Consider the following 26,392-nt stretch of genomic DNA (forward strand, 5'->3'; position numbering starts at 1 on the left):
TGTGGGAGCGAGCCTGCTCGCGAAGGCGTCGTCGTGTTAACGATTACTTGGAAAGAAACCGCATCCCTTCTTCAAGCCCGCGCAGCGTCAGCGGATACATCTGATCCTCGATCAGATCGCGGACGATGTTGGTCGACGAGGTATAGCCCCAGGTGTCCTTTGGATACGGGTTGATCCAGATGAGCTTCTTGTATTTTTCCATGAAGCGCTGCATCCACACGTAACCCGGCTCTTCGTTCCAGTGCTCGACGCTGCCACCGGCCTGGGTGATTTCGTAAGGCGCCATGGCGGCGTCACCGATGAAGATCACTTTGTAGTCGGCGCCGTATTTGTGCAGCAGATCCTGGGTCGAGGTGCGTTCGGAAGTGCGGCGCATGTTGTTCTTCCACACCGATTCATAAATGAAGTTGTGGAAGTAGAAATACTCAAGATGCTTGAACTCGGTCTTGCAGGCCGAGAACAATTCCTCGCAGATCTTTACGTGCGCGTCCATCGAGCCGCCGATGTCGAACAATAGCAGCAGCTTCACCGTGTTGCGCCGTTCCGGGCGCATCTGGATGTTCAGCAGGCCGGCATCCTTGGCGGTGTGGTCGATGGTGCCGTCGATGTCGAGTTCTTCCGCCGCACCCTGACGGGCGAACTTGCGCAGACGACGCAGGGCGACCTTGATGTTGCGCGTGCCCAGTTCCACCGAATCGTCGAGGTTCTTGTACTCGCGCTGATCCCAGACCTTGACCGCTTTGCCCTGACGCTTGCCGGCATCGCCAACGCGGATGCCTTCCGGGTTGAAACCGCCGGAACCGAACGGGCTGGTGCCGCCGGTGCCGATCCATTTGTTGCCGCCGGCGTGACGTTCCTTCTGTTCTTCCAGACGCTTCTTGAATTCCTCGATGAGCTTGTCCAGCCCGCCAAGGGACTGGATCTGCGCGCGTTCTTCGTCGCTCAGCGAACGCTCGAATTCCTTGCGCAGCCAGTCTTCGGGAATCAGCGCCTGCAAGTGATCGTCGAGTTTCTCCAGGCCATTGAAGTAGGCACCGAACGCGCGGTCGAACTTGTCGAAATGGCGCTCGTCCTTCACCAGAATCGCCCGCGACAAGTAATAGAACTCGTCCATGTCGGCGAAGGTCACGCGCTGTTTCAGCGCGTTGATCAGGTCGAGCAGCTCGCGTACCGACACCGGTACCTTGGCTGCACGCATTTCGTTGAACAGGTTGAGCAACATGGCAGCAGCCTCTTAGCGGGTGCCGCGCCGGCTCATGAACGCCAGGCGCTCAAGCAGTTGCACGTCCTGTTCGTTTTTCACCAGTGCGCCTGCCAGCGGCGGAATGGCCTTGGTCGGATCGCGCTCGCGCAGCACCGCTTCGCCGATGTTGTCGGCCATCAGCAGTTTCAGCCAGTCGACCAGCTCGGACGTCGAAGGCTTTTTCTTCAGGCCCGGTACCTTGCGCACGTCAAAGAACACGTCGAGCGCTTCGCTGACCAGGTCCTTTTTGATGTCCGGGTAGTGCACGTCGACGATTTTCTGCAGGGTAGTGCGGTCGGGGAAGGCGATGTAGTGGAAGAAGCAGCGGCGCAGGAAGGCGTCCGGCAGCTCTTTCTCGTTGTTGGAGGTAATGATGATGATCGGGCGTTTCTTGGCCTTGATGGTCTCGTCGATTTCGTAAACGTAGAACTCCATCTTGTCGAGTTCTTGCAACAGGTCGTTGGGGAACTCGATGTCGGCCTTGTCGATTTCGTCGATCAGCAGAATCACCCGCTCTTCGGACTCGAAGGCTTCCCAGAGCTTGCCTTTCTTCAAGTAGTTGCGCACGTCGTGGACTTTTTCATTGCCCAGCTGCGAGTCGCGCAAACGGCTGACCGCGTCGTACTCGTACAGACCCTGATGGGCCTTGGTGGTGGACTTGATGTGCCAGGTGATCAGCTTGGCACCGAACGATTCGGCCAGTTGCTCGGCGAGCATGGTCTTGCCGGTGCCCGGTTCACCCTTGACCAGCAGCGGCCGTTCCAGGGTGATGGCGGCGTTGACCGCCAGCTTCAGGTCATCGGTGGCGACGTAGGCCTGGGTGCCTTCGAACTTCATCTGCAAATCCTCGAACGGTAACGCTGACCTTACGGGCAGGGCGGGGCGAATAATCGGATGCCCGACTATAACGCGCACGCCGGTCGACTGTGAACGCAGACGGCTTATTCAGTCTCTGAATGGAGCGTCACATGTTGACTCAGTCTCGGCGGATGGCCAGTATTCCGGTATCGCCGATTTGGCGATAGCCTTTCTTACTCGGTTAGTAAAAAGGGCAGAAAATCGATGTTACCCATGAAACGGCCGCGTCTGCGATCTGCGCACGTCCTGTCGGATTTCAGGTTGGCGCTGACATTTATCAATGGTCAGGAACTGACAGTTGATTTGGGGATGGATATTCATACTTATCCAGGTCTGCGGCCACTGCTTGATCGCGAAGTCTTTGCGACTGCCGTAGTCGGGGACGAGGGGTGGATCGTTGAATGGGTTGATCCCGACGTACAGATCGGTGCAGACACCTTGTATATGGATGCGCTAGCGCAAAATGCCCAGGATGAGAACACGCGCATTTTTATCGATTGGCGCGCCCGTACCGGACTTTCTCTCAATGATGCGGCCGAAGCGCTCGGTGTGAGCGCTCGCAGCATCAGCCGTTACAGCAATGGGCGTGAAGCAGTGCCACGTTCTTTGGCGTTGGCCTGTCTGGGCTGGGATTCGCTGCAACAGCGTTCATCGATAGCGGCCGAAGACACAGGTCGATATGTCGTCAACCGCAAAACTTAACCCTCATCCGGCTTCGGCCGTTCGTACCGCGCATTGAATGCCTGGATGAAGCCATTGCGCAAAATCTGCAGAAACGCTTCGAAGGCGTTGACGTTCTGCTGGTGAACATTGCCGCTGAGTTCGACGCGAGTGGCGAACTGGTTTTTGTTCTGGTTTTTCAGCACGGTCTCGGTGCCGCCGACCAGCGCTTCCCAGATTGAGCGGAACAGGCCTTTGTTCTTGTTTTCGACGTCTTGCTGCCAGTTGAATACGTCGACGTCGCGCAGCAGGGGTTTGATGTAGCCGGTGAGTCGGGCTTTCTCTGCCTTCGCTTCAATAACCACGTCGCCGTGGCCGGCGTTGAAGTCGAACTTGCCGTAGGCGGCGGCGAAGTCGTTCATGCGTTTGAGCTCGATGTCGCGAGCGCGCAGACGGAATTCAAAGTCTTCGAAGTTGCTCAGCGGATCGAAGGTGGCGGTGGTTTCCAGCGGCGCGTGGCCCAGCAGCAACGCCTTGCCTTCAAAGCGCGCGTCGCGTTTGCCTCCCTTGTCGACCACATTGGTCAGGTTGTAGATGCTGGCGTTGACGTTGCTGGCATTCATGTTCACCGGCGGCTTGGAATTGAAGTTGCGGAAGGTGATACGGCCGTCGTTGATCTGCACTTCATCGAGGGTGATCGGCAGCAGCTTGCCCAATTGTTCACGCCAGTCGGTGCCCTGACCGGTTTGCGAGTTCTGCTTGTTGGGGCCACCGTCGACGAAGTTGATTTCGGGGTTGAGAAATTGCACCTGCGCGACCACGGCATGGTCGTACCACAACGAATGCCAGCTCACCGACAGATCGATCAACGGCGCATCGACGAACGGCACCGGCACCTTGCCATCGACCTTGACGATTTTCAGGCCATTGATTTTGTATGCGCCGCGCCACAGCGCGAGGTCGACATCGGTGATCTGGCCACGGTAATCGCCCATGTCCGCGAGCTTGTCATTGAGGTAGTCGCGTACCAGATAGGGCAGGGCGAAATGCAGGGCGACCAGCAGCACCACGACACCCGCCAGGGTCCAGAGCGGCCAGCTGTAACGACGTTTCATGCCATTGTTCCTTCAAGAGTGTGGCTTGACGATTCAAAGCGATTGACTCCGCGCGTTTGCAGACGTTCGACCCGACTGGACTGTGATCGGCAACGGGCTTACCTTGGAAGGCTGAATTCAACGCTGCATAAGGACCCAGCCATGAGCCGTATTTACGCTGACAACGCCCATTCCATCGGTAATACGCCGCTGGTCCAGATCAACCGCATCGCGCCGCGCGGGGTTACGATTCTGGCCAAGATCGAGGGGCGCAATCCCGGTTACTCGGTCAAATGCCGAATCGGCGCCAACATGATCTGGGACGCCGAAGGCAGCGGCAAACTCAAGCCGGGCATGACCATTGTCGAGCCGACTTCCGGTAACACCGGTATCGGTCTGGCCTTTGTCGCCGCTGCGCGGGGCTACAAGTTGATGCTGACCATGCCGGCATCGATGAGCATCGAGCGCCGCAAGGTTCTTAAAGCCTTGGGCGCGGAACTGGTGTTGACCGAGCCGGCCAAGGGCATGAAAGGCGCCATCGAGAAAGCTGCGGAAATCGTCGCCAGCGATACCGATAAATATTTCATGCCGGCGCAATTCGATAATCCGGCCAACCCGGCGATTCACGAAAAGACCACCGGCCCGGAAATCTGGAACGACACCGACGGCGCCGTGGATGTGCTGGTGGCTGGCGTCGGCACCGGCGGAACCATTACCGGTGTCTCGCGGTATATCAAGAACACCGCCGGGAAACCGATTCTGTCCGTGGCTGTCGAGCCCGCTTCTTCGCCGGTGATTACGCAGGCGTTGGCCGGTGCCGAAATCAAGCCGAGCCCGCACAAGATTCAAGGCATCGGTGCCGGTTTTGTGCCGAAGAATCTTGATCTGTCGATGGTCGATCGTGTCGAACAGGTGACCGATGAAGAATCCAAGGCCATGGCTTTGCGACTGATGCAGGAAGAAGGGATTTTGTGCGGCATCTCCTGCGGTGCTGCCATGGCGGTGGCGGTGCGTCTGGCGGAGAAACCAGAGATGCAGGGCAAAACCATCGTCGTGGTGCTGCCGGATTCGGGCGAGCGTTATCTGTCGAGCATGCTGTTCAGTGACCTGTTCACCGAGCAGGAGAACCAGCAGTAATCCGGTTGATTCAGGTCAGCCGAGGTTCAGGTGCTGCATGTTAATAAAGGCTTTGTTGCGTAATGCTTAACACTGAATCTTGTGTCAGGCGGGTTTTTCCGCAGGCCGGTAGTGTTTATCATGGCCGGCTGCCATGCCGGGTAAAGGGCATTGCGCAGCGTTGTCTTTATTCAAGGAGTTGTTGATGACCGTTTCGTTTGCCGCCAAGGCGTTTGTGCTGTTGCTGTTTCTGGGCAGCACGCTCTATGTGCATTTGCGCGGCAAGGCGCGTTTGCCGGTATTGCGCCAGTTCGTCAACCACTCCGCGCTGTTCGCGCCCTACAACGCGTTGATGTACCTGTTTTCTGCAGTGCCATCCAGACCGTATCTGGATCGCAGCAAGTTTCCGGAACTGGATGTTCTGCGCGACAACTGGGAAACCATCCGCGACGAAGCCATGCACCTGTTTGACGAGGGCTACATTCGCGCTGCCGAAAAGAATAACGATGCCGGTTTCGGTTCGTTTTTCAAGAAAGGCTGGAAGCGTTTCTATCTGAAGTGGTACGACAAACCGTTGCCATCGGCCGAAGCCCTGTGCCCGAAAACCGTGGCGCTGGTCAGCGCCATTCCCAACGTCAAGGGCGCGATGTTTGCGCTGCTGCCGGGCGGCAGTCACCTCAACCCGCACCGCGATCCGTTCGCCGGCTCGCTGCGCTATCACCTCGGTTTGTCGACGCCCAACTCCGATGATTGCCGGATCTTCGTTGACGGTCAGGTCTATGCCTGGCGCGACGGCGATGACGTGATGTTCGACGAGACCTACGTGCACTGGGTCAAGAATGAAACCGCTCAGACTCGAGTGATTCTGTTCTGTGACATCGAACGTCCGCTGAGCAACCGCTTGATGACCCGGATCAACCGCTTCATCAGCGGCTGGCTCGGCCGCGCCACCGCGCCGCAGAATCTTGATGACGAACGCGTTGGCGGCATCAACCAGGCTTATGCCTGGAGCAAGAACTTCAGCGACCGTTTCAGCGGCGTGGTCAAGCAGTGGAAGCGCCGCCATCCCAAGGCCTACCGCGTAATGCGCCCGGTGCTGGCGGTGCTGGTGCTGACGTTGCTGGGGTACTGGTTGTTTGGTTGAGGCTGGATCAGACAATAGAAAACCGCTCTTTGGGAGCGGTTTTTTATTGATGGGTTCAAGGACGGCCGGCGAGCAGGTTGGGCTCGGTCACGTCGGTTCCGTTTTCAAGGACCTGCAGAAAACGGCGCTGATTCGCGGATAACTCCAGTCGATCAAGCTTTTCCACCGGCTCGCGCAATTCCTTTTTGCTTGGGGATTTTCTAACGACTTTGCGCATACTCCCTCCCTCGCTGGTCAATAAATGAACAGATGTCACGATACTTCACTCTCCACTGGTAGAACAAGGCGACCTTGCACATCAAATGTGAAGCCGAGTTGTTGATAAACCGGAATGGCTCCCGGCATAGGTTCCTGAACTTCGATGACTTGGCTGCCAATAATTCGGGCGAATTCGTCGATGGCGAGCAATGCCAAAGCGGCTATTCGGTTTTTCAGCGGGTGAACCTTTCCGGGTTTGCCCTCCAGTCGCACGATGCGAATCCGCTGGCGGCTATTGTTGGGATTTGCGAAGCATAGCCCGCAGAGTTCTTGTTCAAACCAGATTGCGATATCCAGAGACAGAGGTTCTCGAGCTTTCCAGACGACGACGTCTTCCCACGAGAAAATCGGGTCGTCCCAAGACTGATAAACTGCGAGTGCTTCAGCATCAATAGGCTCAAAGCGGACTTCTGACATGTCGGCTCCCGAAATGCATCGCATCTGCGCAGTCGCAACACCCGCCCGCTTCCTCGCCTCCGACCGATAAACCTGATACCGCAAATACGTCCGTTCCCTTGGCATATGATCTCTTGCATTCCATGTCTCCTGACAATCCGTTGCCATGCCAATAACCCTAACCACCCGGCGCCAGACTGTCGCTACCGGCCCATTGCCCAAGTCATTGCAATCTGTGTCCCGGGCTGGTTATAGTCAGCCCGCTTGAGCGCCATGCTCACGCCTTCATTTCCTCAATAAAGATCAGCATCCATGCCTGCATCCCTCATCAACGCGGTAGTCGATTCAGCGGTCAACGCTGGCGTCGTGCCGTGCGGGAATCGGCAGCCTGTGCAGATCAGTCATTACCCTCCACCTGTCAGTAGCACGCCGGTGTGCGCAGTCGTTTCGCCGCCGGGCGTTGGTGTTCGGGGCTGATCGGCAGTTTCTGCTGAACCCCGCGCCCGCCAGAAAAACCTACTGAATTTCAGCTTCGGCTGAGTTGGCTTCTTGCCTGACTACAGGTGGTATTCATGTTTGTCCTTTCGAAACAATCCGCGCTCGCGGCGACGTCCACGAGCCTGTTCGTTCTGCTGTGGAGCAGCGGGGCAATTTTCTCCAAATGGGGCTTGGCCCATGCTTCGCCCTTTGCCTTTCTGCTGATTCGCTTTGCCATCGCCCTGTGCGGGCTGGTCTTGCTGGCGCCGCTGCTGAAATTGAAGCTGCCCAAGGGTGGCAAACCGATGCTGTTCGCGATCGCCACCGGCGTGGTGCTGTTGGGCGCCTATCAGATCTTTTATCTGCTGGCGCTGGACTGCAAAGTTACGCCGGGGGTGATGGCCACTCTGATGGGCGTTCAGCCGATTCTCACCGTGGTGCTGATGGAGCGCCAGCGTTCGGCGAGCCGCCTGTTCGGCCTGGCGCTGGGCCTGGCCGGGCTGGTCATGGTGGTTTTTCAGGGGATCGGTCTGGCCGGAATGTCCTGGGCCGGCATGCTGTTCGGTTTGCTGGCGCTGGCGAGCATGACGCTCGGCTCGATCATGCAAAAACGCATCACCGACAATCCGCTCGGTACGCTGCCAGTGCAGTACCTGGCCGGCCTGTTGCTGTGCGCGGTGTTCGTACCGTTCCAGCCGTTTCACTTCGAGTACAGCGCAGGCTTTATTGTCCCGGTGTTATGGATGGGCCTGGTGGTGTCGGTGCTGGCGACGCTGTTGCTGTATCGACTGATCGCGCGGGGCAATCTGGTGAATGTCACCAGCCTGTTCTATCTGGTGCCGGCGGTGACGGCAGTGATGGATTACCTGATTTTCGGTAACCGGCTGGCGGCGTTGAGCGTGTTGGGAATGCTGCTGATTATTGTTGGATTGGTATTTGTGTTCCGTAAAACCGGATAGCCGATAGGCAGGTGGCGCTTGTTGCGCCGCCTTTCGCGAGCAGGCTCGCTCCCACATTGGAATGTATTTTTCTGTGGGAGCGAGCCTGCTCGCGAATATCTGCGGCAGAAAATCTAACGGACTGACACCTTTGCAGGCCTCACCACCGCCGGCTTCAACACCAGCCACAACGCCGCCGCAATCAGCACCCCGCCATAAATGTGCGCCATCGACAACGGCTCATCCAGCAACAACGCCCCCCACAACACGCCGAACGGCGGGATCATGAAGGTCACGGTCATCGATTTCACCGGGCCGATCGAGCTGAGCAGGCGGAAATAGATGATGTAGGCAAACGCCGTGCAACCCAGGCCCAGGCCGAGCAGCGACAGCCAGACATGCCAGCCACCCCAACTGACCGGCGGCGCAGTGATCACGCTGTAGGCGAACAGCGGCAGCAAAAACAACGTCGCCCCGAGCATGCTGCCCAATGCCGACAAACGGCTGTCCAGCCCACCGGCCTGATCCAGCCAGCGCCGCGCGAGGAAACCGGCAAAGCCATAACAAGTGGTCGCCAGCAGGCAGGCGACCGCGCCCATCAGCAGTTGCAGGTCGAAGGCCACGGGACCGGCGCGTGTCAGCACGCCGACGCCGAACAGGCCGAGGAACACACCGCCCAGCTTGGCAATCGTCAGTTTCTCGCTGAAGAACAAACCGCCAATCAACACGCCCATCAGCGGCGTGGTTGCATTGAAGATCGCCGAATAGCCGGCCGGCAATACCTGGGCGGCAACCGAATACAGCGTCGCCGGAATCCCCGAGTTGATCACGCCAAGCAGCATCATGGTTTTCAGCTTGCCCTTGAAGTCCCAGCTGATGCGCATCAGCCCAAGGATCACCAGCAGCCCGGCAGCCGCGATCGACACGCGAAAGAACCCGGTCGGGATCGTGCCGATCACCGGAGCAATGATGCGCATGAACAGAAAACTCGCGCCCCAGATAGCGGCCAGCGACAACATGCGGAAAATATCGACAGGGCTCACGGCGGGCTCCTTGCTTGATCGGGACGAGAGTGTTGCCGAGCGTCCGGATCATGGCAACCGCTATTCGGGCTTTTAATTCTGCCTTGGGATTAACCTGCGCGAGAAACACCGTCAACGGTCAGCGCTGTATCGGTTTTGGCAGAAATTGCGCTTTTCCTGCGAGCGCTTCCGTGACTAAGCTCAGACCAACCGAATTCCCGCCGAGGTTTCATATATGTCGCAGCAATGGCCAGCCACCGAGATCGCCCGGATGATCCTCGCCGGCTTCGACGATTACCGCGAGCATTTCCACCGCATCACCGATGGCGCGCGGGAGCGTTTCGAACAGGCGCGCTGGCAAGAAGCCCAGGCCGCCTCGGCGGCGCGGATCAGTCTGTATGAGGAAAAGGTTGGCGAAACCGTCGTTCGCCTGCGCGAGTATTTCGACGAAGAGACCCTGATGAACGTCAGCTGCTGGCCGCTGGTGAAAAGCGCCTATATCAGTGTGATCGACCTGCGCTTCGACGATGAGCTGTCCGAAACCTGGTACAACTCGATTTTCTGCGGGCTGTTCAGCCACGACCTGATCAGCGACGGCTGCATGTTCATCCACACCACGCGCCCAAGCCTGCGCCGTGCCCGCGCCGCGCAAACCCGTACGTACAAGCCGCAGGGCCAGTTGTCCGGGATGCTCGCCAGCATCTTCGCCGATTACCGCTTCAGCGAGGATTACGCTGATTTGCCCGGCGACTTGCTGCGGCTCGAAGCGCAATTGCGCGAGAACCTGCCGGACTGGGTGTGCAAGGACCCGGAGCTGAGTGTCGAGCTGTTTTCCTCGGTGCTCTACCGCAACAAGGGCGCGTATCTGGTCGGACGCATCTACACCCGCGACGAGCAATGGCCGCTGGTGATTCCGCTGTTGCACCGCGAAGGCCGGGGCATTCAGATCGACGCGTTGATCACCGACGAAGCCGATGTGTCGATCATCTTTTCTTTTACCCGTTCGTATTTCATGGTCGATGTCCCGGTGCCGGCAGAGTTCATCGGTTTTCTGCGGCGCATCCTGCCGGGCAAGCACATCGCCGAGCTGTACACCTCGATCGGCTTCTACAAGCACGGCAAATCGGAGTTTTACCGCGCGCTGATCAATCATCTGGCCAACACTGACGATCAGTTCATCATGGCCCCTGGCGTGCGCGGCATGGTCATGAGCGTGTTCACCCTGCCGGGTTTCAACACCGTATTCAAAATAATCAAGGACCGTTTCTCACCGTCGAAGAACGTCGATCGCGCCACGGTGATCGAAAAGTATCGGCTGGTGAAAAGCGTCGATCGGGTCGGGCGTATGGCCGATACCCAGGAGTTTGCCGATTTTCGCTTTCCGCTGAGCAAGTTCGATCCGGCGTGCCTAGAAGAACTGCTTGAGGTGGCGCCGTCGACGGTTTCGGTCGAAGGCGAAACCGTGCTGATCCGCCACTGCTGGACCGAACGCCGGATGACGCCGCTCAACCTGTATCTGGAAAATGCCAACGACGCCCAGGTACGTGAAGCGCTTGAGGATTATGGCCTGGCAATCAAGCAGCTGGCGGCGGCGAATATTTTTCCCGGGGATATGCTGCTGAAAAACTTCGGCGTCACCCGTCACGGGCGCGTGGTGTTTTACGATTACGACGAAATCTGTTTCCTGACCGAAGCCAACTTCCGCCACATCCCGCAACCGCGCACGCCGGAGGACGAAATGGCCTCTGAGCCGTGGTACTCGATCGGCCCGCTGGACGTGTTTCCCGAAGAGTTTCCACCGTTCCTGTTTGCCGATGCCGGGCAGCGCAAGCTGTTCGACCAGTTGCATGGCGAGTTGTACAACGCGGATTACTGGAAGGGCTTGCAGGAGGCGATTCGGGCGGGGAAGGTCATCGACGTCTTCCCATACCGGCGCAAGGGCCTCGATAACGAATAACAAGACGCAGCTGCAAGCGGCAAGCTTCAAGCTGCAAGTTGAAAGCCGCAGTGACTTGCGGCTTGTAGCTTGGCGCTTGCAGCTGCTTTTCTGCCACAATCCGCCCCTGCATAAATAGACGACCGAATTGCCTACCCGATGACCGACGAATCGCCCTCCATCGACAAACTGCTGAAAAACCTCGATCACGCCATGCTCGCCGACCGTCACCGGCTGCGGCGGCAGTTGCTTGAGCTGCGCAAGAAACCCGACGAGGCCAAACTGGCCCAGTGGGTGACGCGCATGCAGGCGTCCTGTGATCAGGTACTGGCGCGTCGCGCGAGCCTGCCGGTGATTCGTTACGACGACAGTTTGCCGATTGCGGCCAAGCGCGACGAGATCAAGAAGGCCCTGGAGCAACATCAGGTGCTGATCATCGCTGGCGAAACCGGTTCGGGTAAAACCACCCAGTTGCCGAAAATCTGCCTGGAAATCGGTCGCGGCCAGCACGGTCTGATCGGCCATACCCAGCCGCGTCGGATCGCCGCGCGCAGCGTCGCCAGCCGTGTCGCCGAAGAACTCGGCACGCCGCTTGGAGCGCTGGTCGGCTATCAGGTGCGTTTCGAAGATCAAAGCGATGCCAACACCCTGATCAAACTGATGACCGACGGCATTCTGCTGGCGGAAACCCAGAACGACCGTTATCTGGAACGCTACGACACGATCATCGTCGACGAAGCCCACGAACGCAGCCTCAACATCGATTTCCTCCTCGGTTACTTGAAAACCCTGCTGCCACGCCGTCCCGACCTGAAGGTCATCATCACGTCGGCGACCATCGATCTGGAGCGCTTCTCCAAGCACTTCGATGACGCGCCGATCGTCGAAGTGTCGGGGCGTACTTTCCCGGTGGAAACCTGGTACCGGCCGCTGACCCTGGAGCAGGACGAGGAGGGCAACCGGGTCGAGGATGACCTGACCGTCGATCAGGCGATTCTCGCCACCCTCGACGAAATCGCCGCCTACGAGCGCAGCGAACGGCGCAGTCCCGGTGACGTACTGGTGTTTTTGCCCGGCGAGCGCGAGATTCGCGATGCTGCCGACATGCTGCGCAAGGCCCAGCTCAAGCACACTGAAATCCTGCCGCTGTACGCGCGCCTGTCGCCGGCTGAACAGCAGCGCATCTTCCAGTCGCACCCGGGCCGTCGTGTGGTGCTGGCGACCAACGTCGCCGAAACCTCGTTGACCGTACCGGGCATTCGCTATGTGATCGACAGCGGCACCGCGCGCATCAGTCGCTACAGCTATCGGGCCAAGGTGCAGCGCTTGCCGATCGAAGCGATTTCCCAGGCCAGCGCCAATCAGCGTAAAGGTCGTTGCGGCCGGGTCGAGCCGGGTATCTGCGTGCGTTTGTACAGCGAAGAGGATTTCCTCGGCCGCCCGGAATTTACCGATCCGGAAATTCTGCGCACCAACCTCGCCGCCGTTATTTTGCAGATGCTCCATCTGCGCCTCGGCGAAATCACCGCGTTCCCGTTTATCGAACCCCCGGACGGCAAGGCGATCAGCGACGGTTTCAACCTGCTGCAAGAACTGTCGGCGGTGGATCGCAACAGCCAGCTGACGCCACTCGGTCGACAATTGGCGCGCTTGCCGGTCGACCCGCGCATGGGCCGCATGCTCCTGGAAGCGGCCAGGCTCGGCAGTTTGCAGGAAGTGCTGATCGTCGCCAGCGCCATGTCGATTCAGGACCCTCGCGAGCGTCCGCCGGAGCGTCAGCAAGCGGCGGATCAGGCCCACGCGCAATGGAAAGATCCTGATTCCGACTTCGCCGGACTGGTCAATCTGTGGCGCGGTTTTGAAGAGCAGCGTCAGGCGCTGACCGCCAACCCGCTGCGCAACTGGTGCCGGAAGAATTTCCTCAATTACCTGCGCTTGCGCGAGTGGCGTGATTCTCACCGTCAATTGAGCCTGATCTGCCGCGACATGCAGCTGAGCCTGAACAAAGAGCCGGCGGATTATCCGAAGCTGCACAAAGCGGTACTGGTCGGCTTGCTCAGCCAGATTGGCCAGAAAACCGAAGACGGCGATTACCTCGGGGCGCGGCAGCGGCGCTTCTGGATTCATCCGTCGTCGGGCATCGGCAAGAAGCGTCCGCAGTGGCTGATGACCGCCGAACTGGTGGAAACCACCAAGCTGTACGCGCGCATGGTCGCCAAGATCGATGCCGACTGGATCGAGCCGCTGGCCGGGCACCTGATCAAGAAGAATCACTTCGAGCCGCATTGGGAGAAGAAGCGCGGCCAGGTCGTAGCCTATGAGCAGATCACCCTGTTCGGCCTGATCGTGGTCGGTCGCCGCCCGGTGCATTACGGCCCGGTCGATCCGGTGGTATCCCGTGAGCTGTTTATCCGCGAAGGCCTGGTGCGCGGCGAGATTCAGTCGCGGGCCAAGTGCCTGAGCGCCAATCAGAAGCTGCTCGAACAGCTCGACGAACTGGAAGCCAAGGCTCGCCGTCGCGACATTCTCGCCGACGAAGAAACCTTGTACGCCTTCTACGATGCGCGTCTGCCGGCGGAGATCCACCAGACCGCGACCTTCGACAGTTGGTACAAGGTCAACAGCCAGAAAGACCCGCAGCTGCTGATCATGCGCGAAGAAGACGTGCTGGCCCGCGAGGCCAGTGAAGTCACCGCCCGTGATTACCCGGACACCCTGCACATCGGCGATCTGGAACTGGCGCTGACCTACCATTTCGAACCCAATCACCCGCGCGACGGCGTGACCTTGCGCGTGCCGGCGCCGTTGCTGCCGATGTTGCCGCCGGAGCGTCTGGAATGGCTGGTGCCGGGCCTGATCGAGGCCAAGTGCATTGCCCTGGTGCGCAACCTGCCGAAAGCCCTGCGCAAGAACTTCGTGCCAGTGCCGGACTTCATCAAGGCCGCGTTGCAGCGCATGACTTTCGCCGAAGGTTCGCTGCCGCAAGCGCTCGGTCGCGAGCTACTGCGCATGACCGGCGCGCGGGTCAGCGATGAAGCGTGGGCGGAAGCGGCGCAGCAGGTTGAAAGCCATCTGCGCATGAACCTGGAAATCGTCGACGGCGAGGGCAAGTTCCTTGGCGAAGGCCGCGATCTGGCTGAGCTGACCGCACGCTTCGCCGAAGCCAGCCAGGCCGCGCTGGCGGTGCCGCAGAGTGCGAAAAGTCAGCAGCCGGTGGAGGCGAAAGTCTTTGCCCCGGTGGCGGAAAAGACCCAGCAGAAGATCGCCGGGCTGTCGATGACGGTGTACCCGGCGCTGGTGGAAGAGGGCGGCACGGTCAAGGAGGGACGCTTCTCGACTCCGGCCGAAGCTGAGTTCCAGCATCGTCGGGCCTTGCAGCGTTTGTTGATGCAGCAACTGGCCGAGCCGGCCAAGTTCCTGCGCGGCAAGTTGCCCGGGCAGACTGAACTGGGCTTGCTTTATCGTGAGCTGGGCCGGGTCGATGCGCTGGTCGAAGACATTCTGCTGGCCAGCCTCGACAGCTGCATTCTCGAAGGCGAAGATCCTTTGCCCCGGGATGGCGCCGGATTGGCGGCACTGGCCGAGCGCAAGCGCGGCAACTGGACGGAGCACGCCGAGCGGGTCGCGCGGCTGACGCTGGAAATCCTCAAGATCTGGCACGGTCTGCAAAAACGCTTCAAGGGCAAGATCGATCTGGCGCAAGCGGTGGCGTTGAACGACATCAAGCAGCAGATCGGCAATCTGGTCTATCCGGGTTTCGTCCGCGAAACGCCGATGCAGTGGCTCAAAGAGTTGCCGCGTTACCTGAAAGCGGTCGAGCAGCGTTTCGAGAAACTCGGCGCACAGGTGCAGAAGGATCGCGTCTGGAGTGGCGAACTCGCTGGCCTGTGGGCGCAATACCAGACCCGCGCGGCCAAGCATGCGCAGGAAGGCAAGCGTGATCCGCAGCTGGAGTTGTACCGCTGGTGGCTGGAGGAATACCGCGTGTCGCTGTTTGCTCAGCAGTTGGGGACGAAAGTGCCGATCTCGGACAAGCGCCTGAGCAAACAGTGGAGTCAGGTCGAGCCCTGACCTGCAGCCATACACAATCCCCCTGTGAAAGCGGGCTTTGTGGCGAGGGGATTTATCCCCGTTGGGTGGCGAAGCCGCCCCAAAACCTGCAACCTCGGTTCATCGATCGTTCCCATGCTCTGCGTGGGAATGCCTCTGGGGACGCTCCGCGTCCAGTGACGCGGAGCGTCACGGGCTGCATTCCCACGCGGAGCGCGGGAACGATCATCAAAAGATCGCAGCCTTCGGCAGCTCCTGCAGGGATCGAGTTGAGCAGGAGAAAGGCGCCAAAATTCTGGGTTTATGGCAAACTTCGCCACCATAACCCGCCGTTTCGCGACCCAGAGCCTTCGGCCGTGTCGCGCTGCGGAATAAAACGATGCCAGGTTTGCGTCCCCCGGATGGGAATAGACCCTTTGCGTGTTGGTACGACGGTTCCAGCACTTTCTGCCTGAACAGATTAGAGAAACGACCATGCATAATGTCGTCATCAGCGGCACCGGCCTGTACACACCGGCCAACAGCATCTCCAACGAAGAGCTGGTGCAGTCTTTCAATACCTACGTCGCCCAGTTCAACGCCGATAACGCCGGGGCCATTGCCAGCGGTGAAGTCCAGGCCCTGACCGAATCCAGCGCCGCGTTCATCGAAAAAGCCTCGGGCATCAAGAGCCGCTTTGTCATGGACAAGGACGGCATCCTCGATCCGCAACGCATGGCCCCGCGCTTGCCCGAGCGTTCCAACGATGAATGGTCGGTGCTCTGCCAGATGGCCGTTGGCGCGGCTGAACAAGCCCTGCAACGAGCCGGCAAAACCGCAGCCGACATCGACGGCGTGATCGTCGCCTGCTCCAACCTGCAACGCGCTTACCCGGCCATCGCCATCGAAGTCCAGGAAGCGTTGGGCATCGAAGGTTTTGGTTTCGACATGAACGTGGCGTGTTCTTCCGCCACCTTCGGCATCCAGGCCGCCGCCAACAGCGTGCAACTGGGCCAGGCGCGGGCGATCCTGATGGTCAACCCGGAGGTCTGCACCGGGCACCTGAACTTCCGTGATCGCGACAGCCATTTCATCTTCGGCGATGCCGCGACTGCGGTGATCATCGAACGCGCGGATCTGGCGACCTCCGCGTACCAGTTCGACGTGGTCAGCACCAAATTGCTGACCAAGTTCTCCAACAACATCCGCAACAACTTCGGCTTCCTCAACCGCGCGGCGGAAGAGGGCATCGGTGCCCGCGACAAGCTGTTCGTGCAGGAAGGCCGCAAGGTGTTCAAGGATGTCTGCCCGATGGTCGCCGAACTGATCGGCGAGCATCTGCAAGAGAACCAGCTCAACGTTGGCGACGTGAAACGCTTCTGGCTGCACCAGGCCAATCTGAGCATGAACCACCTGATCGTGCGCAAGCTGCTCGGCCGCGAAGCTACCGAAGAAGAAGCCCCGGTGATTCTCGACAGCTACGCCAACACCAGCTCGGCCGGTTCGGTCATTGCCTTCCACAAATACCAGGATGATCTGGCCTCGGGTTCGCTGGCGGTGCTCAGTTCGTTCGGTGCCGGTTATTCGATCGGTAGCGTGTTGCTGCGCAAGCGCTGAAACAGGTTAATTTCCCCTTAATCGCGTCGATCTTTCCTACATCCGAAGCGATTGAAACGCTGTAATTTTTCGGACGTCGCGGCAGGTGCACACCTGCCGCGTTCATTTTCGAAGTCCGGACAAGGGGATTGATGGATGGCGGCTGACGACACCCAACTGCTCACGCGCCTGCTGGCGGGGGAGCAAAAGGCTTTCAAGGAATTGGTCACCACGTATCAGAGCGCCATGCGCGCTGTGGCTTACGCGATTGTCGGCCAGCGTCATGTCGAGGAAGTGGTGCAGGATGCCTGGCTGTCGGTGGTGCGTCATCTGGCCAGCTTCGAAGGCCGTTCCAGCCTCAAGACCTGGTTGCTGACCATCACCGCCAATTCGGCCAAGAGTCGCTACAAGCTCAATCGCCGGGAGGTCCTGCTCGACGACCTGCCATCGCCCCACGGCACCATCGGTGACGATCGCTTCTCTTCCAGCGATGGCCACTGGCTGGTCGCGCCGTTCGCCTGGCACCAGGACACCCCCGAAGCGCTACTCACCGAAAACGAACTGCGCGAATGCCTCGAACATACGTTGCTGAGTCTGTCCGAGTTGCAGAGCAGTGTCCTGCTGTTGCGCGAACGCCAGGGCCTGGAGCTGGAAGAGATCTGTAATCTTCTGGAGATTTCGCTCTCCAATGTCCGCGTGCTGCTGCATCGGGCACGTTTGAAGGTCTTTGCGACCGTGGAACATTTTGAGGAGACAGGAGAATGTTGACCTGCAAGGAGCAAGTGGCACGATCCAGCGATTATCTCGACGGCCAACTGAGCTTTCGCGAGACGCTGATGGTGCGTCATCACCTGTTGTTCTGCCCCCACTGCCGGCGTTTCATGCGGCAGATGCGCGTGATGCAGGCAACCCTGAAGGCGCTGCCGGACAAACCGGACGAGAACGTCGATGCCTTGGCCGAACGCCTGGCCGAGCAACGACGAAAAGACAACCCCCTGTAGGAGCTGTCGAGTGAAACGAGGCTGCGATCTTTTGATCTTGTTTTCAGGATCAAGATCAAAAGATCGCAGCCTTCGGCAGCTCCTACAGGGGTTTTTGCATCCTGCAGAAATAACCCGGTGCGGGTGAAACGAACGGATGATGGGGATCGTCCCGCCCGCACCGGAGTGAGGCAGCTTCAAGCCTCAAGCTGCAAGTAAAGGCATTCACTCGCAGCTCTTGGCTTGTAGCTTGTAGCTTGCAGCTGCCGTTTTAGAACTTCGCTTCAGCATCCAGCTGCAGGGTGTTGGCGTCTGCATCGCGCTGGCTGCGGCTGGCGAAGTCGGCCTTGGTCAGGAAGTACGTAGCGCCGACGGCGAAGTTCTTGTCGATGTCGTAACCGACCTTGAACTTGTGCCCGCGCGAACCGGTGGTGCCGTTGGCGAAGTCGGAGTCGGTGAAGGCGCCGACCACGGCGTTGCGCTGCACGTCGCGATAGTTGTAGTCGAGGTTGAAGCCGAACACTTTCGACTTGGCGCCGAGCAACCATGCGGTGTCCTGATCGGTCACGGCATCGTTGTTCTTCACGTACTGGCCGTAGAACGACAGTGGCATTGGCAGGCCGCCGATGTCGATCTGGCTGAACCCTTCATACAGACGGAATTCGTTGTTCGCCGAGTTGCCGTTGACCGCCAGGGCGCACGGCGTCGAGGTGCCGGTGCAGCGGCTGTCTTCGTCGTTCTGGTAGGCGTAGACACTGCCGCCGACTGTCATTTTCAGGTTGTCGGTGATGTTGAAGCGGCTGCCCAACTGGCCAGCGGTCAGGCGCAGGTCGTGGCGGAATTGCACGCCGTCGCCGTCAACGTTGTCCTTGAGGTTGTAGTTACCCAGGCTGCCGAACAATTCGGCGCTGCCGCCCAATGGATACTTGTAGGTAACGGCCAGACCTTCCGGGTTGATATCGCTGTCCCAGATCACGTCGCCCATGCTCACCCACGGTTGCAGCATCTTGCCGCCGATCACGTGCAGGTTCTTGATCTGATCCGGGTGGTAGTCGATGTAGCCGAGGTCCAGCCAGATCTGCTTCTTGTCGAAGTAGTTGTCCTGATCCTGGTTGGTCGAGCGCGCGTCGTCACCGCCGCCAGTGGCGATGCGGATACCGGTGTCGACTTGCGGGTTGATCTCGGTGTAGGCGCCCAGACGCGCACGGATGCGCTGGCGATCCTTGTCGCGGCCGCCGTTGTTCGGCTCGCCGTCGATCTTGATGGTTTCCTGACGAATACGTACGTCGCCCTTGAACTGGGTCTTCGCCGCCCAGGCCAGTTTCTGGTCGAACAGGCTCTGTTCGTTGGTCTTCTTCGCGACCGCCGCCACTTGTTCGTTGGTTTCCTGCTGCGCCTGTTGGGCGATTTGCTGAGCCTTCTGATCCTTGGCCAGTTCTGTTTGCAGCTCGATGTACTGCGCCTGGGAAATCGACCCGTTGGCCTTGAGCATGTCGAGCAGTTTGGCGTCGACTGCAGCACTGGCCGGAACGCTCATGGCCAGCAACAAGCCGCCGCACAGGGCCGCTGCAGTTTTCGTGGAAGCAAGACGCATAGCAATCTCCGAAGATGAAGGGGATGGCTGAACCATCCTGGGCACAACCGGCTGAAGGCCGGAAAACTGTGTCCGGGTTAGAACCCGGCGCTCTAAAAACAGGCGCCAGTATCGCGATGGTTTATGACAGAGCGGTGGCACAGTGATGGCAGGTTGATGACGATGCGTATCAGGCGTGAACTATCGAGTTAGAGCGCTGTCGGCCGATTGAGCGTGTGCAACGGGGTCGCGATCAGCGATACTCGCCGGGCTTTGTCGCCAAGCTGTGGAGTGCCAGTGAATGCCGTTGCAACGCCTGCAAGACCTGTCAGAAATCGCCCCGGAAAGCTGGGATGCGCTGGTGCCGGACAACCAGCCGTTCCTGCGTCACGCCTTCCTCAGTGCGCTGGAAGACAGTGGCAGTGTCGGCCCGCATTCAGGCTGGCAGCCCGAACATTTACTGCACATCGAAGATGATCGACTGATCGCCGCACTGCCCAGTTATCGCAAGTGGCACTCCTACGGCGAGTACGTCTTCGATCACGGTTGGGCTGACGCCTGCGCGCGTGCCGGTATTGATTACTACCCCAAACTACTGACTGCCGTGCCCTTCAGCCCGGTCAGCGGTCCGCGCTTGCTGGCGGCGAAGGTCGAGGACGGTTTCGAACTGCTGAAAAGCCTGCCGGGCTATCTGCAGATCGAAGAACTGTCCAGCGCGCACATCAATTTCACTGATCCGTTTACCGATGCGGCGATGGCCGAGCAACCGGGCTGGCTGCAGCGCATCGGCTGTCAATATCACTGGCAGAACCGTGGTTACCGCGACTTTCAGGATTTTCTCGACGCCCTCAGTTCGCGCAAGCGCAAGCAGATGCGCAAGGAACGCGAGCAGGTGGCGGGGCAGGGCTTCGAGTTCGAGTGGCTGGAGGGGCGTGAGCTGGGCGAGGCACAGTGGGATTTCGTGTACGCCTGCTATGCCAACACCTACGCGGTGCGGCGTCAGGCGCCGTATCTGACGCGGGAGTTCTTCAGCCTGCTGGCCGAACGTATGCCCGAAGCGATTCGGGTGGTTCTTGCCAAACAGGGCTCACGGCCGGTGGCGATGGCGTTCAGCCTGGTCGGTGGCGACAGTTTCTACGGGCGTTATTGGGGCTGCCTGGCCGAGTTTGATCGGCTGCATTTCGAGACGTGTTTTTATCAGGGCATGGATTACGCGATTGCCCATGGCATCCAGCGTTTCGATGCCGGGGCGCAGGGCGAGCACAAGTTGATTCGCGGCTTCGAACCGGTAATCACCCATTCCTGGCATTACCTGCGCCATCCGGGGTTGAAAGCGGCGGTGAAGGATTTTCTTCAGCAGGAGCGCGCCGGGGTTCTGGCCTATGCCGAAGAAGCAAGAGCAGCCTTGCCCTATCGCCAAATCTGACCATGATCGTTCCCACGCTCTGCGTGGGAATGCGGGCCGTGACGCTCCGCGTCACTGGACGCGGAGCGTCCCTTGAGGCGTTCCCACGCGGAGCGTGGGAACGATCATATCGCGCGATCAATCGATGCCGACAAAGCCTCCGGTCTGGTGCGCCCACAAGCGCGCATACAAACCGCGATGGGCGAGCAGTTCGGCGTGGGTGCCGCTTTCGGCGATCTTGCCGTTTTCCAGCACCACCAGACGGTCCATGCGCGCGATGGTCGAGAGGCGGTGGGCGATGGCGATCACGGTTTTGCCCTGCATCAAGGTCTCGAGGCTTTCCTGAATCGCCGCTTCGACTTCCGAATCCAGTGCAGAGGTGGCTTCGTCCATGATCAGGATCGGCGCGTCCTTGAGCAGTACCCGCGCAATCGCGATGCGCTGGCGCTGACCGCCCGAGAGTTTCACCCCGCGCTCGCCGACATGCGCGTCGAAACCGGTGCGGCCTTCAGCGTCGGACAGCAGTGGAATGAACTCATCGGCGCGAGCCTTGTGCACCGCCTCCCACAGTTCGGCGTCGGTGGCGTCGGGTTTGCCGTAAAGCAAGTTGTCGCGGATCGAGCGGTGCAACAGCGAGGTGTCCTGGGTGATCATGCCGATCCGCGCACGCAGGCTTTCCTGGCCGACTTCGGCAATGTTCTGCCCATCGATCAGGATGCGCCCGCCCTCGACGTCGTACAGGCGCAGCAACAGGTTGACCAAGGTTGATTTGCCGGCGCCGGACGGGCCGATCAAGCCGATTTTTTCCCCCGGTTTGATGTTCAGGTTGAGGTCGCCGATGATGCCTTTCTTCTTGCCGTAGTGAAAATCCACGTGCTCGAAACGCACTTCGCCCGAGGCCACGGCCAGCGGTTTGGCCTGCTCGCGGTCGGTGACGCTGACCGGTTGCGAAATGGTGCGCAGACCGTCCTGGACCATGCCGATGTTTTCGAAAATGCCGGTGACAACCCACATGATCCAGCCGGACATGTTGACGATGCGAATCACCAGGCCGGTGGCCAGGGCAATCGCGCCGACGGTGATCAGCGACTGCGTCCACAGCCACAATGCCAGCGCCGTGGTGCCGACGATCAGCAGGCCGTTCATGGTGGTAATCGCCACGTCCATGCTGGTCACCACGCGACCGGCCATCTGCGCTTTGACGGTCTGTTCCTCGATCGCTTCCTTGGCGTAGTGCTGTTCGAAGTTGGTGTGAGCGAACAGTTTCAGCGTGGCGATGTTGGTGTAGCCGTCGACGATACGGCCCATCAATTTCGAGCGCGCGTCAGAGGCTTCCACCGAACGCTCTTTCACGCGCGGCACGAAGTAATACAGTGCGCCGATGTAGGCGACGATCCAGGTCAGCAAAGGGATCATCAGGCGCCAGTCGGCCTCGGCGAACAGCACCAGCGAGCTGATCGCATAGATCACCACGTGCCACAGCGCGTCCACCGCTTGCACGGCGGAATCGCGCAGCGAGTTGCCGGTCTGCATGATGCGCTGGGCGATGCGCCCGGCGAAGTCGTTCTGGAAGAAATTCAGGCTCTGCTTGAGCACGTAACTGTGGTTCTGCCAGCGGATCATGCTGGTCATGCCCGGGCTCAGGGTCTGATGCACCAACAGGTCGTGCAGGCCGAAGAAGATCGGTCGCAACACCAGGGCGACCACCAGCATCCAGGTCAATTCGAGGGCGTGGTCGCTGAAGAAATCCGGGTTGGGCGTGCCTTGGGCCAGATCGATGATGCGGCTCAGGTAACTGAACAGCGCCACTTCGATCAACGCGGCGAACAGGCCAACCACGAGCAGGGCGGCGAAGCTCGGCCAGACCTGCTTCAGGTAATAGGTATAGAAGGGCCAGACGCGGTCCGGCGGGGACGCCGTCGGGGCGTCGCGGAAGATATCGATCAGTTGTTCGAAACGGCGATAGAGCATCAGATAACCGCCCGGAATCCGGGCTCTCCTTTTATCAGTGCGAGCGGCGCAGGCTCAGCCCCACGCCGCTCGATATGCCCGGCGAAACTCAGTCGATGCGCTTGGCCGACTTGATGATCACAGGGTCGACAGGCACGTTTTGCATGCCGCTTTTGGTGGTGGTCTGCGAGTTGACGATGATGTCCACGACATCCATGCCCTTGACCACTTTGGCGAACACCGCGTAACCGGCGTCACGGCCCGGATCGAGGAATGCGTTGTCGGCAACGTTGATGAAGAACTGGCTGGTCGCCGAATCAGGGTTGGAAGTACGCGCCATCGACAGGGTGCCACGAACGTTGTGCAGGCCATTGCTGGCTTCGTTCTTGATCGGCGCCTTGGTTTCTTTCTGTTGCATCTGCTGAGTGAAGCCGCCGCCCTGAGCCATGAAGCCCGGGATCACGCGGTGGAAAATGGTGTTGTTGTAGAAACCGCTGTCGACGTATTCAAGGAAGTTCTTCGTGCTGATCGGTGCCTTGACCGGGTCCAGTTCGATTTCGATCTGGCCGTTGGTGGTGTCCAGCAGCACGTGGGGCGCCTTGGCCGGGGTAGCAGCCATCAGGTTGGCGGCAAACAGTACGGAGCCGGCGGCGAGGGCGAGTTTTTTCAGCATGTGTCAGTGATCCTGAGAGTGAAGGTCGGCTGTGGCGAGAAAATCCAGCAGCGTTTGATTGAAGCGTTCGGGTTGATCGAGCGGGGTGGCATGGCGCGAGTCGGCGATGACCACCAGCCGCGCATCCGGCAACAGTTTTACATAGGTTTCTTTTAACGCCACCGGCGTGTAATCACGGTCGGCGCTGATGACGAGCGTTGGACAGGACACCCGGGAAAGTCGTTCCTGAACGCCCCAGCCCACGATCGCATCGAAGCTGGCGAGATAAGCACGTTTGTCGTTTTTTGCCCAGCGTTCGGCCATTTTCCGTCGCAGATCGGCCTGTTCCGGCTTGGGGAAAAGTTTGCTGCCGAGGGCTTTGCCGATGGTTTCCAGGCTGAGCAGGCGCATCAGGCTCCAGCGTTTGAACCACTGCCAGTAGTCGTCGCGGGTGCGCAATTTGACTTGTGGCGCGCTGTTGACGATGGTCAGGCTCTTGAGCACCTGCGGCTGATCGACAGCCAGTTGAAAACCGATCATCCCGCCCATCGACAGCCCGACGTAGTGCACCGGGCCAAGGCGCAGGTGCTCGATCAAGGCCAGCAGGTCAGCGCTGAATGCGGCGATGCTGTAGCGCTCGCGGGGTTTGTCCGAGCGCCCGTGGCCGCGTATGTCCGGGACGATCACCCGGTAGTGCACGGCCAGCGCCGGGATCTGCATTTCCCAGTCCAGGGTGCTCGAGCCGAGCCCGTGAACCAGCAGCAACGGCGCACCGTGGCCATATTCCTCGTAGTGCAGGTTGCAACCTTCGTGCTCGAAATACGCCATCGGTGAACTCCTTGTCAGGCTTGTTCAGGTGCGGCGAACGGTGCGTCCAGCGGCAAGGTGTCGAAGGTGCGCAGCAGTTCGATGAGGATTTGCGTGGCCGGGCCCAGGGGTTTGTCCTTGTTCGAATACAGATAGAAGCTCGAATTGCGGCTGCCGCCTCGATCCAACGGTAGCAGCTTGAGCGAACCATCCTTCAATTCACGGTCGATCATGTGCCGCGGTAGCCAGGCAAAACCCAGGCCGCTGCTGACAAAGGTCGCGGCGGTGGCGAGGCTGCCGACGGTCCAGCGCTGTTCGGCGCCGAGCCAGCCGACATCACGCGGCTGTTGGCGCCCGGAGTCGCGGATCACCACTTGCATCTGGGTTTCCAGATCCTGAAAGCTCAGCTCGCGGTTGAGCCGATGCAGCGGGTGATCAGGATGGGCAACGGCGACGAACTCGACATCGCTCAACTCCGCACCCAGGTAGCCCGGAATGCTCAGGCCGGTGATCGCCAGGTCCGCCACGCCTTCGAGCAGCACTTCCTCGACCCCCGACAACACTTCCTCGCGCAAACGCACGCGGCAGCCGCGACTCTGCGGCATGAACGCGGTCAGGGCGCGGACGATCCGCGCGCTCGGGTAGGCCGCATCCACCACCAGCCGCACTTCCGCTTCCCAGCCTTGCTCCATGTGATGGGCGAGGTCTTCGAGTTGGCTGGCCTGTTTGACCAATTGCCGCGAACGGCGCAGCAATACGCCGCCGGCCTCGGTGAGCACAGCTTTGCGCCCGTCGATGCGCAGCAACGGCACGCCGAGCTGATCCTGCATGCGGGCGACGGTGTAGCTCACCGACGATTGCGAACGGTGCAGGGCCTCGGCGGCCTGGGCGAATCCGCCGTGGTCGACCACGGCCTGCAACGTTCGCCATTGATCAAGGGTCACGCGGGGCGCTTTCATCAATAGCTCCTCTTGTCCTAAGCTGGCCGTCCCTCATGGAGACTGCCGAATGAAAAAATTCTGTTGTGTGGTGCTGGCGCTGCTGCCGTTGACCGCGTTTGCCTATCCGATCGATGTGCAAAAGGATCTCAACGGCATGAAGATCGACTACGAGACTTACGACACGGACAACGACATCGGCTCGATCCGTGTGGCCAACTACGGTGATGTCGACGCGACCTGCCGTGCGGTGTTCAGCAACGGCCCGGAAGCACCGCGCACGCGCAGCATCGATGTCCCGGCCGGCAAGCATAAAAACGCCACGGCCAAGTTCACCCGCGAGATCATCAAGCTGCGCATCAAACTGACCTGCACCCCGAAATAACGCTATTTCCCTGTGGGAGCGAGCCTGCTCGCGAAGACGGAGTGTCATCCAGAGATGATGTGACTGACATTCCGCTTTCGCGAGCAGGCTCGCTCCCACAGGGGATATGGGTCTAGCTTATAAACGAATTTATCGATGGATTACAGCGGATATTTGCGCTTTTTCATCGATTCGACTCTGTTTAACCTTCACTCCATCGACTTACAACATTTTCGGATGGAGGCTACACACCATGTCCCGCGTTCTGATCATCGAAAGCAGTGCCCGCCAGCAAGATTCGGTTTCCCGTCAACTGACCCAGACCTTCATCGCTCAGTGGAAAGCCGCGCACCCTGCCGATCAGATCACCGTGCGTGACCTCGCCGCCAACCCGGTGCCGCACCTGGACGCCAACTTGCTGGGCGGCTGGATGAAGCCCGCCGAACAGCGCAACGACAGCGAACAGGCGTCGCTGGACCGTTCCAACCAATTGACTGATGAGCTGCTCGCCGCCGACGTGCTGGTGATGGCTGCACCGATGTACAACTTTGCGATCCCGAGCACGCTCAAGGCCTGGCTTGACCATGTGCTGCGTGCGGGGGTGACCTTCAAGTACACCGAAACCGGCCCGCAAGGTCTGCTCAGCGGCAAGCGCGCCTTTGTCCTGACCGCTCGCGGTGGCGTGTATGCCGGTGGCCCGGCGGATCATCAGGAACCGTACTTGCGGCAGGTGATGGGTTTCATCGGGATCAACGACGTGACTTTTATCCATGCTGAGGGCATGAACCTGGGCGGTGACTTCCAGGAGAAGGGCCTGAATCAGGCCAACGCCAAATTGTCTCAGGTCGCTTGATCGGTTAATCGCCAGATAATCGCCGATTGTTTAAGTGACCTGGCGCAACCCCTTCAAGGTTCCACGCGCATCGAACCTCCCTTTGCACTTTTGCTCCTGAGTG

At 59.7% G+C, this 26,392-nt stretch carries 23 protein-coding genes; 12 read left to right on the forward strand and 11 right to left on the reverse strand.

Features of this window, described 5'->3' with window-relative positions; all coding sequences use genetic code 11:
* Positions 1-43 precede the first annotated feature (43 nt).
* Together FEE99_RS11490 and FEE99_RS11495 are read right to left on the reverse strand one after the other, a co-directional pair.
* The gene (locus FEE99_RS11490) at positions 44-1,222 is read right to left on the reverse strand and encodes a vWA domain-containing protein (protein ID WP_016771218.1); all 1,179 of its coding nucleotides are present in this window, start codon (positions 1,220-1,222) and stop codon (positions 44-46) included.
* Between the two features lie 12 nt (positions 1,223-1,234).
* Complete coding sequence (locus FEE99_RS11495) at positions 1,235-2,080, reverse strand: AAA family ATPase (RefSeq protein ID WP_007911294.1); 846 nt, start codon at positions 2,078-2,080, stop codon at positions 1,235-1,237.
* A gap of 225 nt (positions 2,081-2,305) precedes the next feature.
* Here FEE99_RS11495 and FEE99_RS11500 point away from each other — a divergent pair, with 225 nt between their 5' ends.
* Positions 2,306-2,803, forward strand: a complete 498-nt coding sequence (locus tag FEE99_RS11500; RefSeq protein WP_041478839.1) for a helix-turn-helix domain-containing protein — start codon at positions 2,306-2,308, stop codon at positions 2,801-2,803.
* On the opposite strand, the gene FEE99_RS11505 is transcribed toward FEE99_RS11500, so the two are convergent.
* A complete protein-coding gene (locus tag FEE99_RS11505; RefSeq protein ID WP_041478838.1) occupies positions 2,800-3,876 on the reverse strand; it encodes a DUF748 domain-containing protein in 1,077 nt (358 codons plus the stop codon). The genes FEE99_RS11500 and FEE99_RS11505 overlap by 4 nt on opposite strands.
* A gap of 141 nt (positions 3,877-4,017) precedes the next feature.
* On the opposite strand from FEE99_RS11505, the gene cysK reads away from it, so the two are divergent.
* Positions 4,018-4,992, forward strand: a complete 975-nt coding sequence (cysK, locus tag FEE99_RS11510) for a cysteine synthase A (protein WP_041478837.1) — start codon at positions 4,018-4,020, stop codon at positions 4,990-4,992.
* 184 nt (positions 4,993-5,176) lie between these two features.
* Positions 5,177-6,115: an aspartyl/asparaginyl beta-hydroxylase domain-containing protein gene (locus FEE99_RS11515; RefSeq protein WP_041478836.1), complete on the forward strand. Its 939-nt coding sequence runs from the start codon at positions 5,177-5,179 to the stop codon at positions 6,113-6,115.
* 55 nt (positions 6,116-6,170) lie between these two features.
* Here FEE99_RS11515 and FEE99_RS11520 read toward each other — a convergent pair whose 3' ends face one another.
* The gene (locus tag FEE99_RS11520; protein ID WP_016771212.1) at positions 6,171-6,332 is read right to left on the reverse strand and encodes a hypothetical protein; all 162 of its coding nucleotides are present in this window, start codon (positions 6,330-6,332) and stop codon (positions 6,171-6,173) included.
* A 35-nt stretch (positions 6,333-6,367) separates the two neighbouring features.
* Positions 6,368-6,790, reverse strand: coding sequence for a hypothetical protein (locus tag FEE99_RS11525; protein ID WP_305965250.1), 423 nt, complete (start codon positions 6,788-6,790; stop codon positions 6,368-6,370).
* Between the two features lie 551 nt (positions 6,791-7,341).
* On the opposite strand from FEE99_RS11525, the gene FEE99_RS11530 reads away from it, so the two are divergent.
* Complete coding sequence (locus FEE99_RS11530) at positions 7,342-8,205, forward strand: DMT family transporter (protein WP_041478834.1); 864 nt, start codon at positions 7,342-7,344, stop codon at positions 8,203-8,205.
* Positions 8,206-8,318: 113 nt separating this feature from the next.
* Here the strand turns inward: FEE99_RS11530 and FEE99_RS11535 are convergent, their stop codons facing one another.
* Positions 8,319-9,227, reverse strand: a complete 909-nt coding sequence (locus FEE99_RS11535) for a DMT family transporter (protein ID WP_041478833.1) — start codon at positions 9,225-9,227, stop codon at positions 8,319-8,321.
* A gap of 214 nt (positions 9,228-9,441) precedes the next feature.
* Between FEE99_RS11535 and aceK the strand changes: the two genes are divergently transcribed.
* The 5 genes from aceK (at position 9,442) to FEE99_RS11560 (ending at position 17,768) form a co-directional block, all read left to right on the forward strand.
* Positions 9,442-11,163, forward strand: coding sequence for a bifunctional isocitrate dehydrogenase kinase/phosphatase (aceK, locus tag FEE99_RS11540; RefSeq protein ID WP_041478832.1), 1,722 nt, complete (start codon positions 9,442-9,444; stop codon positions 11,161-11,163).
* A 138-nt stretch (positions 11,164-11,301) separates the two neighbouring features.
* Complete coding sequence (gene hrpA, locus FEE99_RS11545) at positions 11,302-15,213, forward strand: ATP-dependent RNA helicase HrpA (protein ID WP_041478831.1); 3,912 nt, start codon at positions 11,302-11,304, stop codon at positions 15,211-15,213.
* Positions 15,214-15,666: 453 nt separating this feature from the next.
* Positions 15,667-16,788, forward strand: a complete 1,122-nt coding sequence (locus FEE99_RS11550) for a beta-ketoacyl-ACP synthase III (RefSeq protein WP_041478830.1) — start codon at positions 15,667-15,669, stop codon at positions 16,786-16,788.
* A 135-nt stretch (positions 16,789-16,923) separates the two neighbouring features.
* Positions 16,924-17,535, forward strand: a complete 612-nt coding sequence (locus tag FEE99_RS11555) for an RNA polymerase sigma factor (RefSeq protein WP_041478829.1) — start codon at positions 16,924-16,926, stop codon at positions 17,533-17,535.
* Positions 17,529-17,768, forward strand: a complete 240-nt coding sequence (locus tag FEE99_RS11560; protein WP_041478828.1) for an anti-sigma factor family protein — start codon at positions 17,529-17,531, stop codon at positions 17,766-17,768. Before FEE99_RS11555 ends, FEE99_RS11560 begins: the two co-directional genes overlap by 7 nt.
* Before the next feature lie 250 nt (positions 17,769-18,018).
* Here FEE99_RS11560 and FEE99_RS11565 read toward each other — a convergent pair whose 3' ends face one another.
* Positions 18,019-19,341 (reverse strand): putative porin, encoded by a 1,323-nt coding sequence (locus tag FEE99_RS11565; RefSeq protein WP_041478827.1) that lies wholly within the window; start codon positions 19,339-19,341, stop codon positions 18,019-18,021.
* Positions 19,342-19,621: 280 nt separating this feature from the next.
* Here FEE99_RS11565 and FEE99_RS11570 point away from each other — a divergent pair, with 280 nt between their 5' ends.
* Positions 19,622-20,746, forward strand: a complete 1,125-nt coding sequence (locus FEE99_RS11570; RefSeq protein WP_041478826.1) for a GNAT family N-acetyltransferase — start codon at positions 19,622-19,624, stop codon at positions 20,744-20,746.
* Between the two features lie 117 nt (positions 20,747-20,863).
* Here FEE99_RS11570 and FEE99_RS11575 read toward each other — a convergent pair whose 3' ends face one another.
* From FEE99_RS11575 to FEE99_RS11590, 4 genes are all read right to left on the reverse strand, one after another.
* The gene (locus FEE99_RS11575) at positions 20,864-22,696 is read right to left on the reverse strand and encodes an ABC transporter ATP-binding protein (protein WP_041478825.1); all 1,833 of its coding nucleotides are present in this window, start codon (positions 22,694-22,696) and stop codon (positions 20,864-20,866) included.
* Positions 22,697-22,784: 88 nt separating this feature from the next.
* Positions 22,785-23,348: a peptidylprolyl isomerase gene (locus FEE99_RS11580; RefSeq protein WP_041478824.1), complete on the reverse strand. Its 564-nt coding sequence runs from the start codon at positions 23,346-23,348 to the stop codon at positions 22,785-22,787.
* 3 nt (positions 23,349-23,351) lie between these two features.
* On the reverse strand, positions 23,352-24,155 hold the full coding sequence (locus FEE99_RS11585) for an alpha/beta fold hydrolase (protein ID WP_041478823.1): 804 nt from the start codon (positions 24,153-24,155) through the stop codon (positions 23,352-23,354).
* A 14-nt stretch (positions 24,156-24,169) separates the two neighbouring features.
* The gene (locus FEE99_RS11590) at positions 24,170-25,093 is read right to left on the reverse strand and encodes a LysR family transcriptional regulator (protein WP_016771199.1); all 924 of its coding nucleotides are present in this window, start codon (positions 25,091-25,093) and stop codon (positions 24,170-24,172) included.
* 49 nt (positions 25,094-25,142) lie between these two features.
* Between FEE99_RS11590 and FEE99_RS11595 the strand changes: the two genes are divergently transcribed.
* Positions 25,143-25,457 carry a hypothetical protein gene (locus FEE99_RS11595; RefSeq protein ID WP_016771198.1) on the forward strand — a complete coding sequence of 105 codons (315 nt, stop codon included), beginning with the start codon at positions 25,143-25,145 and terminating at the stop codon, positions 25,455-25,457.
* A 232-nt stretch (positions 25,458-25,689) separates the two neighbouring features.
* Positions 25,690-26,289: an FMN-dependent NADH-azoreductase gene (locus FEE99_RS11600; protein ID WP_041478822.1), complete on the forward strand. Its 600-nt coding sequence runs from the start codon at positions 25,690-25,692 to the stop codon at positions 26,287-26,289.
* Positions 26,290-26,392: the final 103 nt, after the last annotated feature.

The organism is Pseudomonas sp. ef1, from assembly GCF_007293365.2.
GTDB classification, from domain to species: domain Bacteria; phylum Pseudomonadota; class Gammaproteobacteria; order Pseudomonadales; family Pseudomonadaceae; genus Aquipseudomonas; species Aquipseudomonas siliginis.

Excerpts from the sequence above, each read along its gene's own strand:
- FEE99_RS11490 (WP_016771218.1), bottom strand. The coding sequence starts at position 1,222 with ATGTTGCTCAACCTGTTCAACGAAATGCGTGCAGCCAAGGTACCGGTG.
- FEE99_RS11495 (WP_007911294.1), bottom strand. The coding sequence starts at position 2,080 with ATGAAGTTCGAAGGCACCCAGGCCTACGTCGCCACCGATGACCTGAAG.
- FEE99_RS11500 (WP_041478839.1), top strand. The coding sequence starts at position 2,306 with ATGTTACCCATGAAACGGCCGCGTCTGCGATCTGCGCACGTCCTGTCG.
- FEE99_RS11505 (WP_041478838.1), bottom strand. The coding sequence starts at position 3,876 with ATGAAACGTCGTTACAGCTGGCCGCTCTGGACCCTGGCGGGTGTCGTG.
- cysK (WP_041478837.1), top strand. The coding sequence starts at position 4,018 with ATGAGCCGTATTTACGCTGACAACGCCCATTCCATCGGTAATACGCCG.
- FEE99_RS11515 (WP_041478836.1), top strand. The coding sequence starts at position 5,177 with ATGACCGTTTCGTTTGCCGCCAAGGCGTTTGTGCTGTTGCTGTTTCTG.
- FEE99_RS11520 (WP_016771212.1), bottom strand. The coding sequence starts at position 6,332 with ATGCGCAAAGTCGTTAGAAAATCCCCAAGCAAAAAGGAATTGCGCGAG.
- FEE99_RS11525 (WP_305965250.1), bottom strand. The coding sequence starts at position 6,790 with ATGTCAGAAGTCCGCTTTGAGCCTATTGATGCTGAAGCACTCGCAGTT.
- FEE99_RS11530 (WP_041478834.1), top strand. The coding sequence starts at position 7,342 with ATGTTTGTCCTTTCGAAACAATCCGCGCTCGCGGCGACGTCCACGAGC.
- aceK (WP_041478832.1), top strand. The coding sequence starts at position 9,442 with ATGTCGCAGCAATGGCCAGCCACCGAGATCGCCCGGATGATCCTCGCC.
- hrpA (WP_041478831.1), top strand. The coding sequence starts at position 11,302 with ATGACCGACGAATCGCCCTCCATCGACAAACTGCTGAAAAACCTCGAT.
- FEE99_RS11550 (WP_041478830.1), top strand. The coding sequence starts at position 15,667 with ATGCATAATGTCGTCATCAGCGGCACCGGCCTGTACACACCGGCCAAC.
- FEE99_RS11555 (WP_041478829.1), top strand. The coding sequence starts at position 16,924 with ATGGCGGCTGACGACACCCAACTGCTCACGCGCCTGCTGGCGGGGGAG.
- FEE99_RS11560 (WP_041478828.1), top strand. The coding sequence starts at position 17,529 with ATGTTGACCTGCAAGGAGCAAGTGGCACGATCCAGCGATTATCTCGAC.
- FEE99_RS11565 (WP_041478827.1), bottom strand. The coding sequence starts at position 19,341 with ATGCGTCTTGCTTCCACGAAAACTGCAGCGGCCCTGTGCGGCGGCTTG.
- FEE99_RS11570 (WP_041478826.1), top strand. The coding sequence starts at position 19,622 with ATGCCGTTGCAACGCCTGCAAGACCTGTCAGAAATCGCCCCGGAAAGC.
- FEE99_RS11575 (WP_041478825.1), bottom strand. The coding sequence starts at position 22,696 with ATGCTCTATCGCCGTTTCGAACAACTGATCGATATCTTCCGCGACGCC.
- FEE99_RS11580 (WP_041478824.1), bottom strand. The coding sequence starts at position 23,348 with ATGCTGAAAAAACTCGCCCTCGCCGCCGGCTCCGTACTGTTTGCCGCC.
- FEE99_RS11585 (WP_041478823.1), bottom strand. The coding sequence starts at position 24,155 with ATGGCGTATTTCGAGCACGAAGGTTGCAACCTGCACTACGAGGAATAT.
- FEE99_RS11590 (WP_016771199.1), bottom strand. The coding sequence starts at position 25,093 with ATGAAAGCGCCCCGCGTGACCCTTGATCAATGGCGAACGTTGCAGGCC.
- FEE99_RS11595 (WP_016771198.1), top strand. The coding sequence starts at position 25,143 with ATGAAAAAATTCTGTTGTGTGGTGCTGGCGCTGCTGCCGTTGACCGCG.
- FEE99_RS11600 (WP_041478822.1), top strand. The coding sequence starts at position 25,690 with ATGTCCCGCGTTCTGATCATCGAAAGCAGTGCCCGCCAGCAAGATTCG.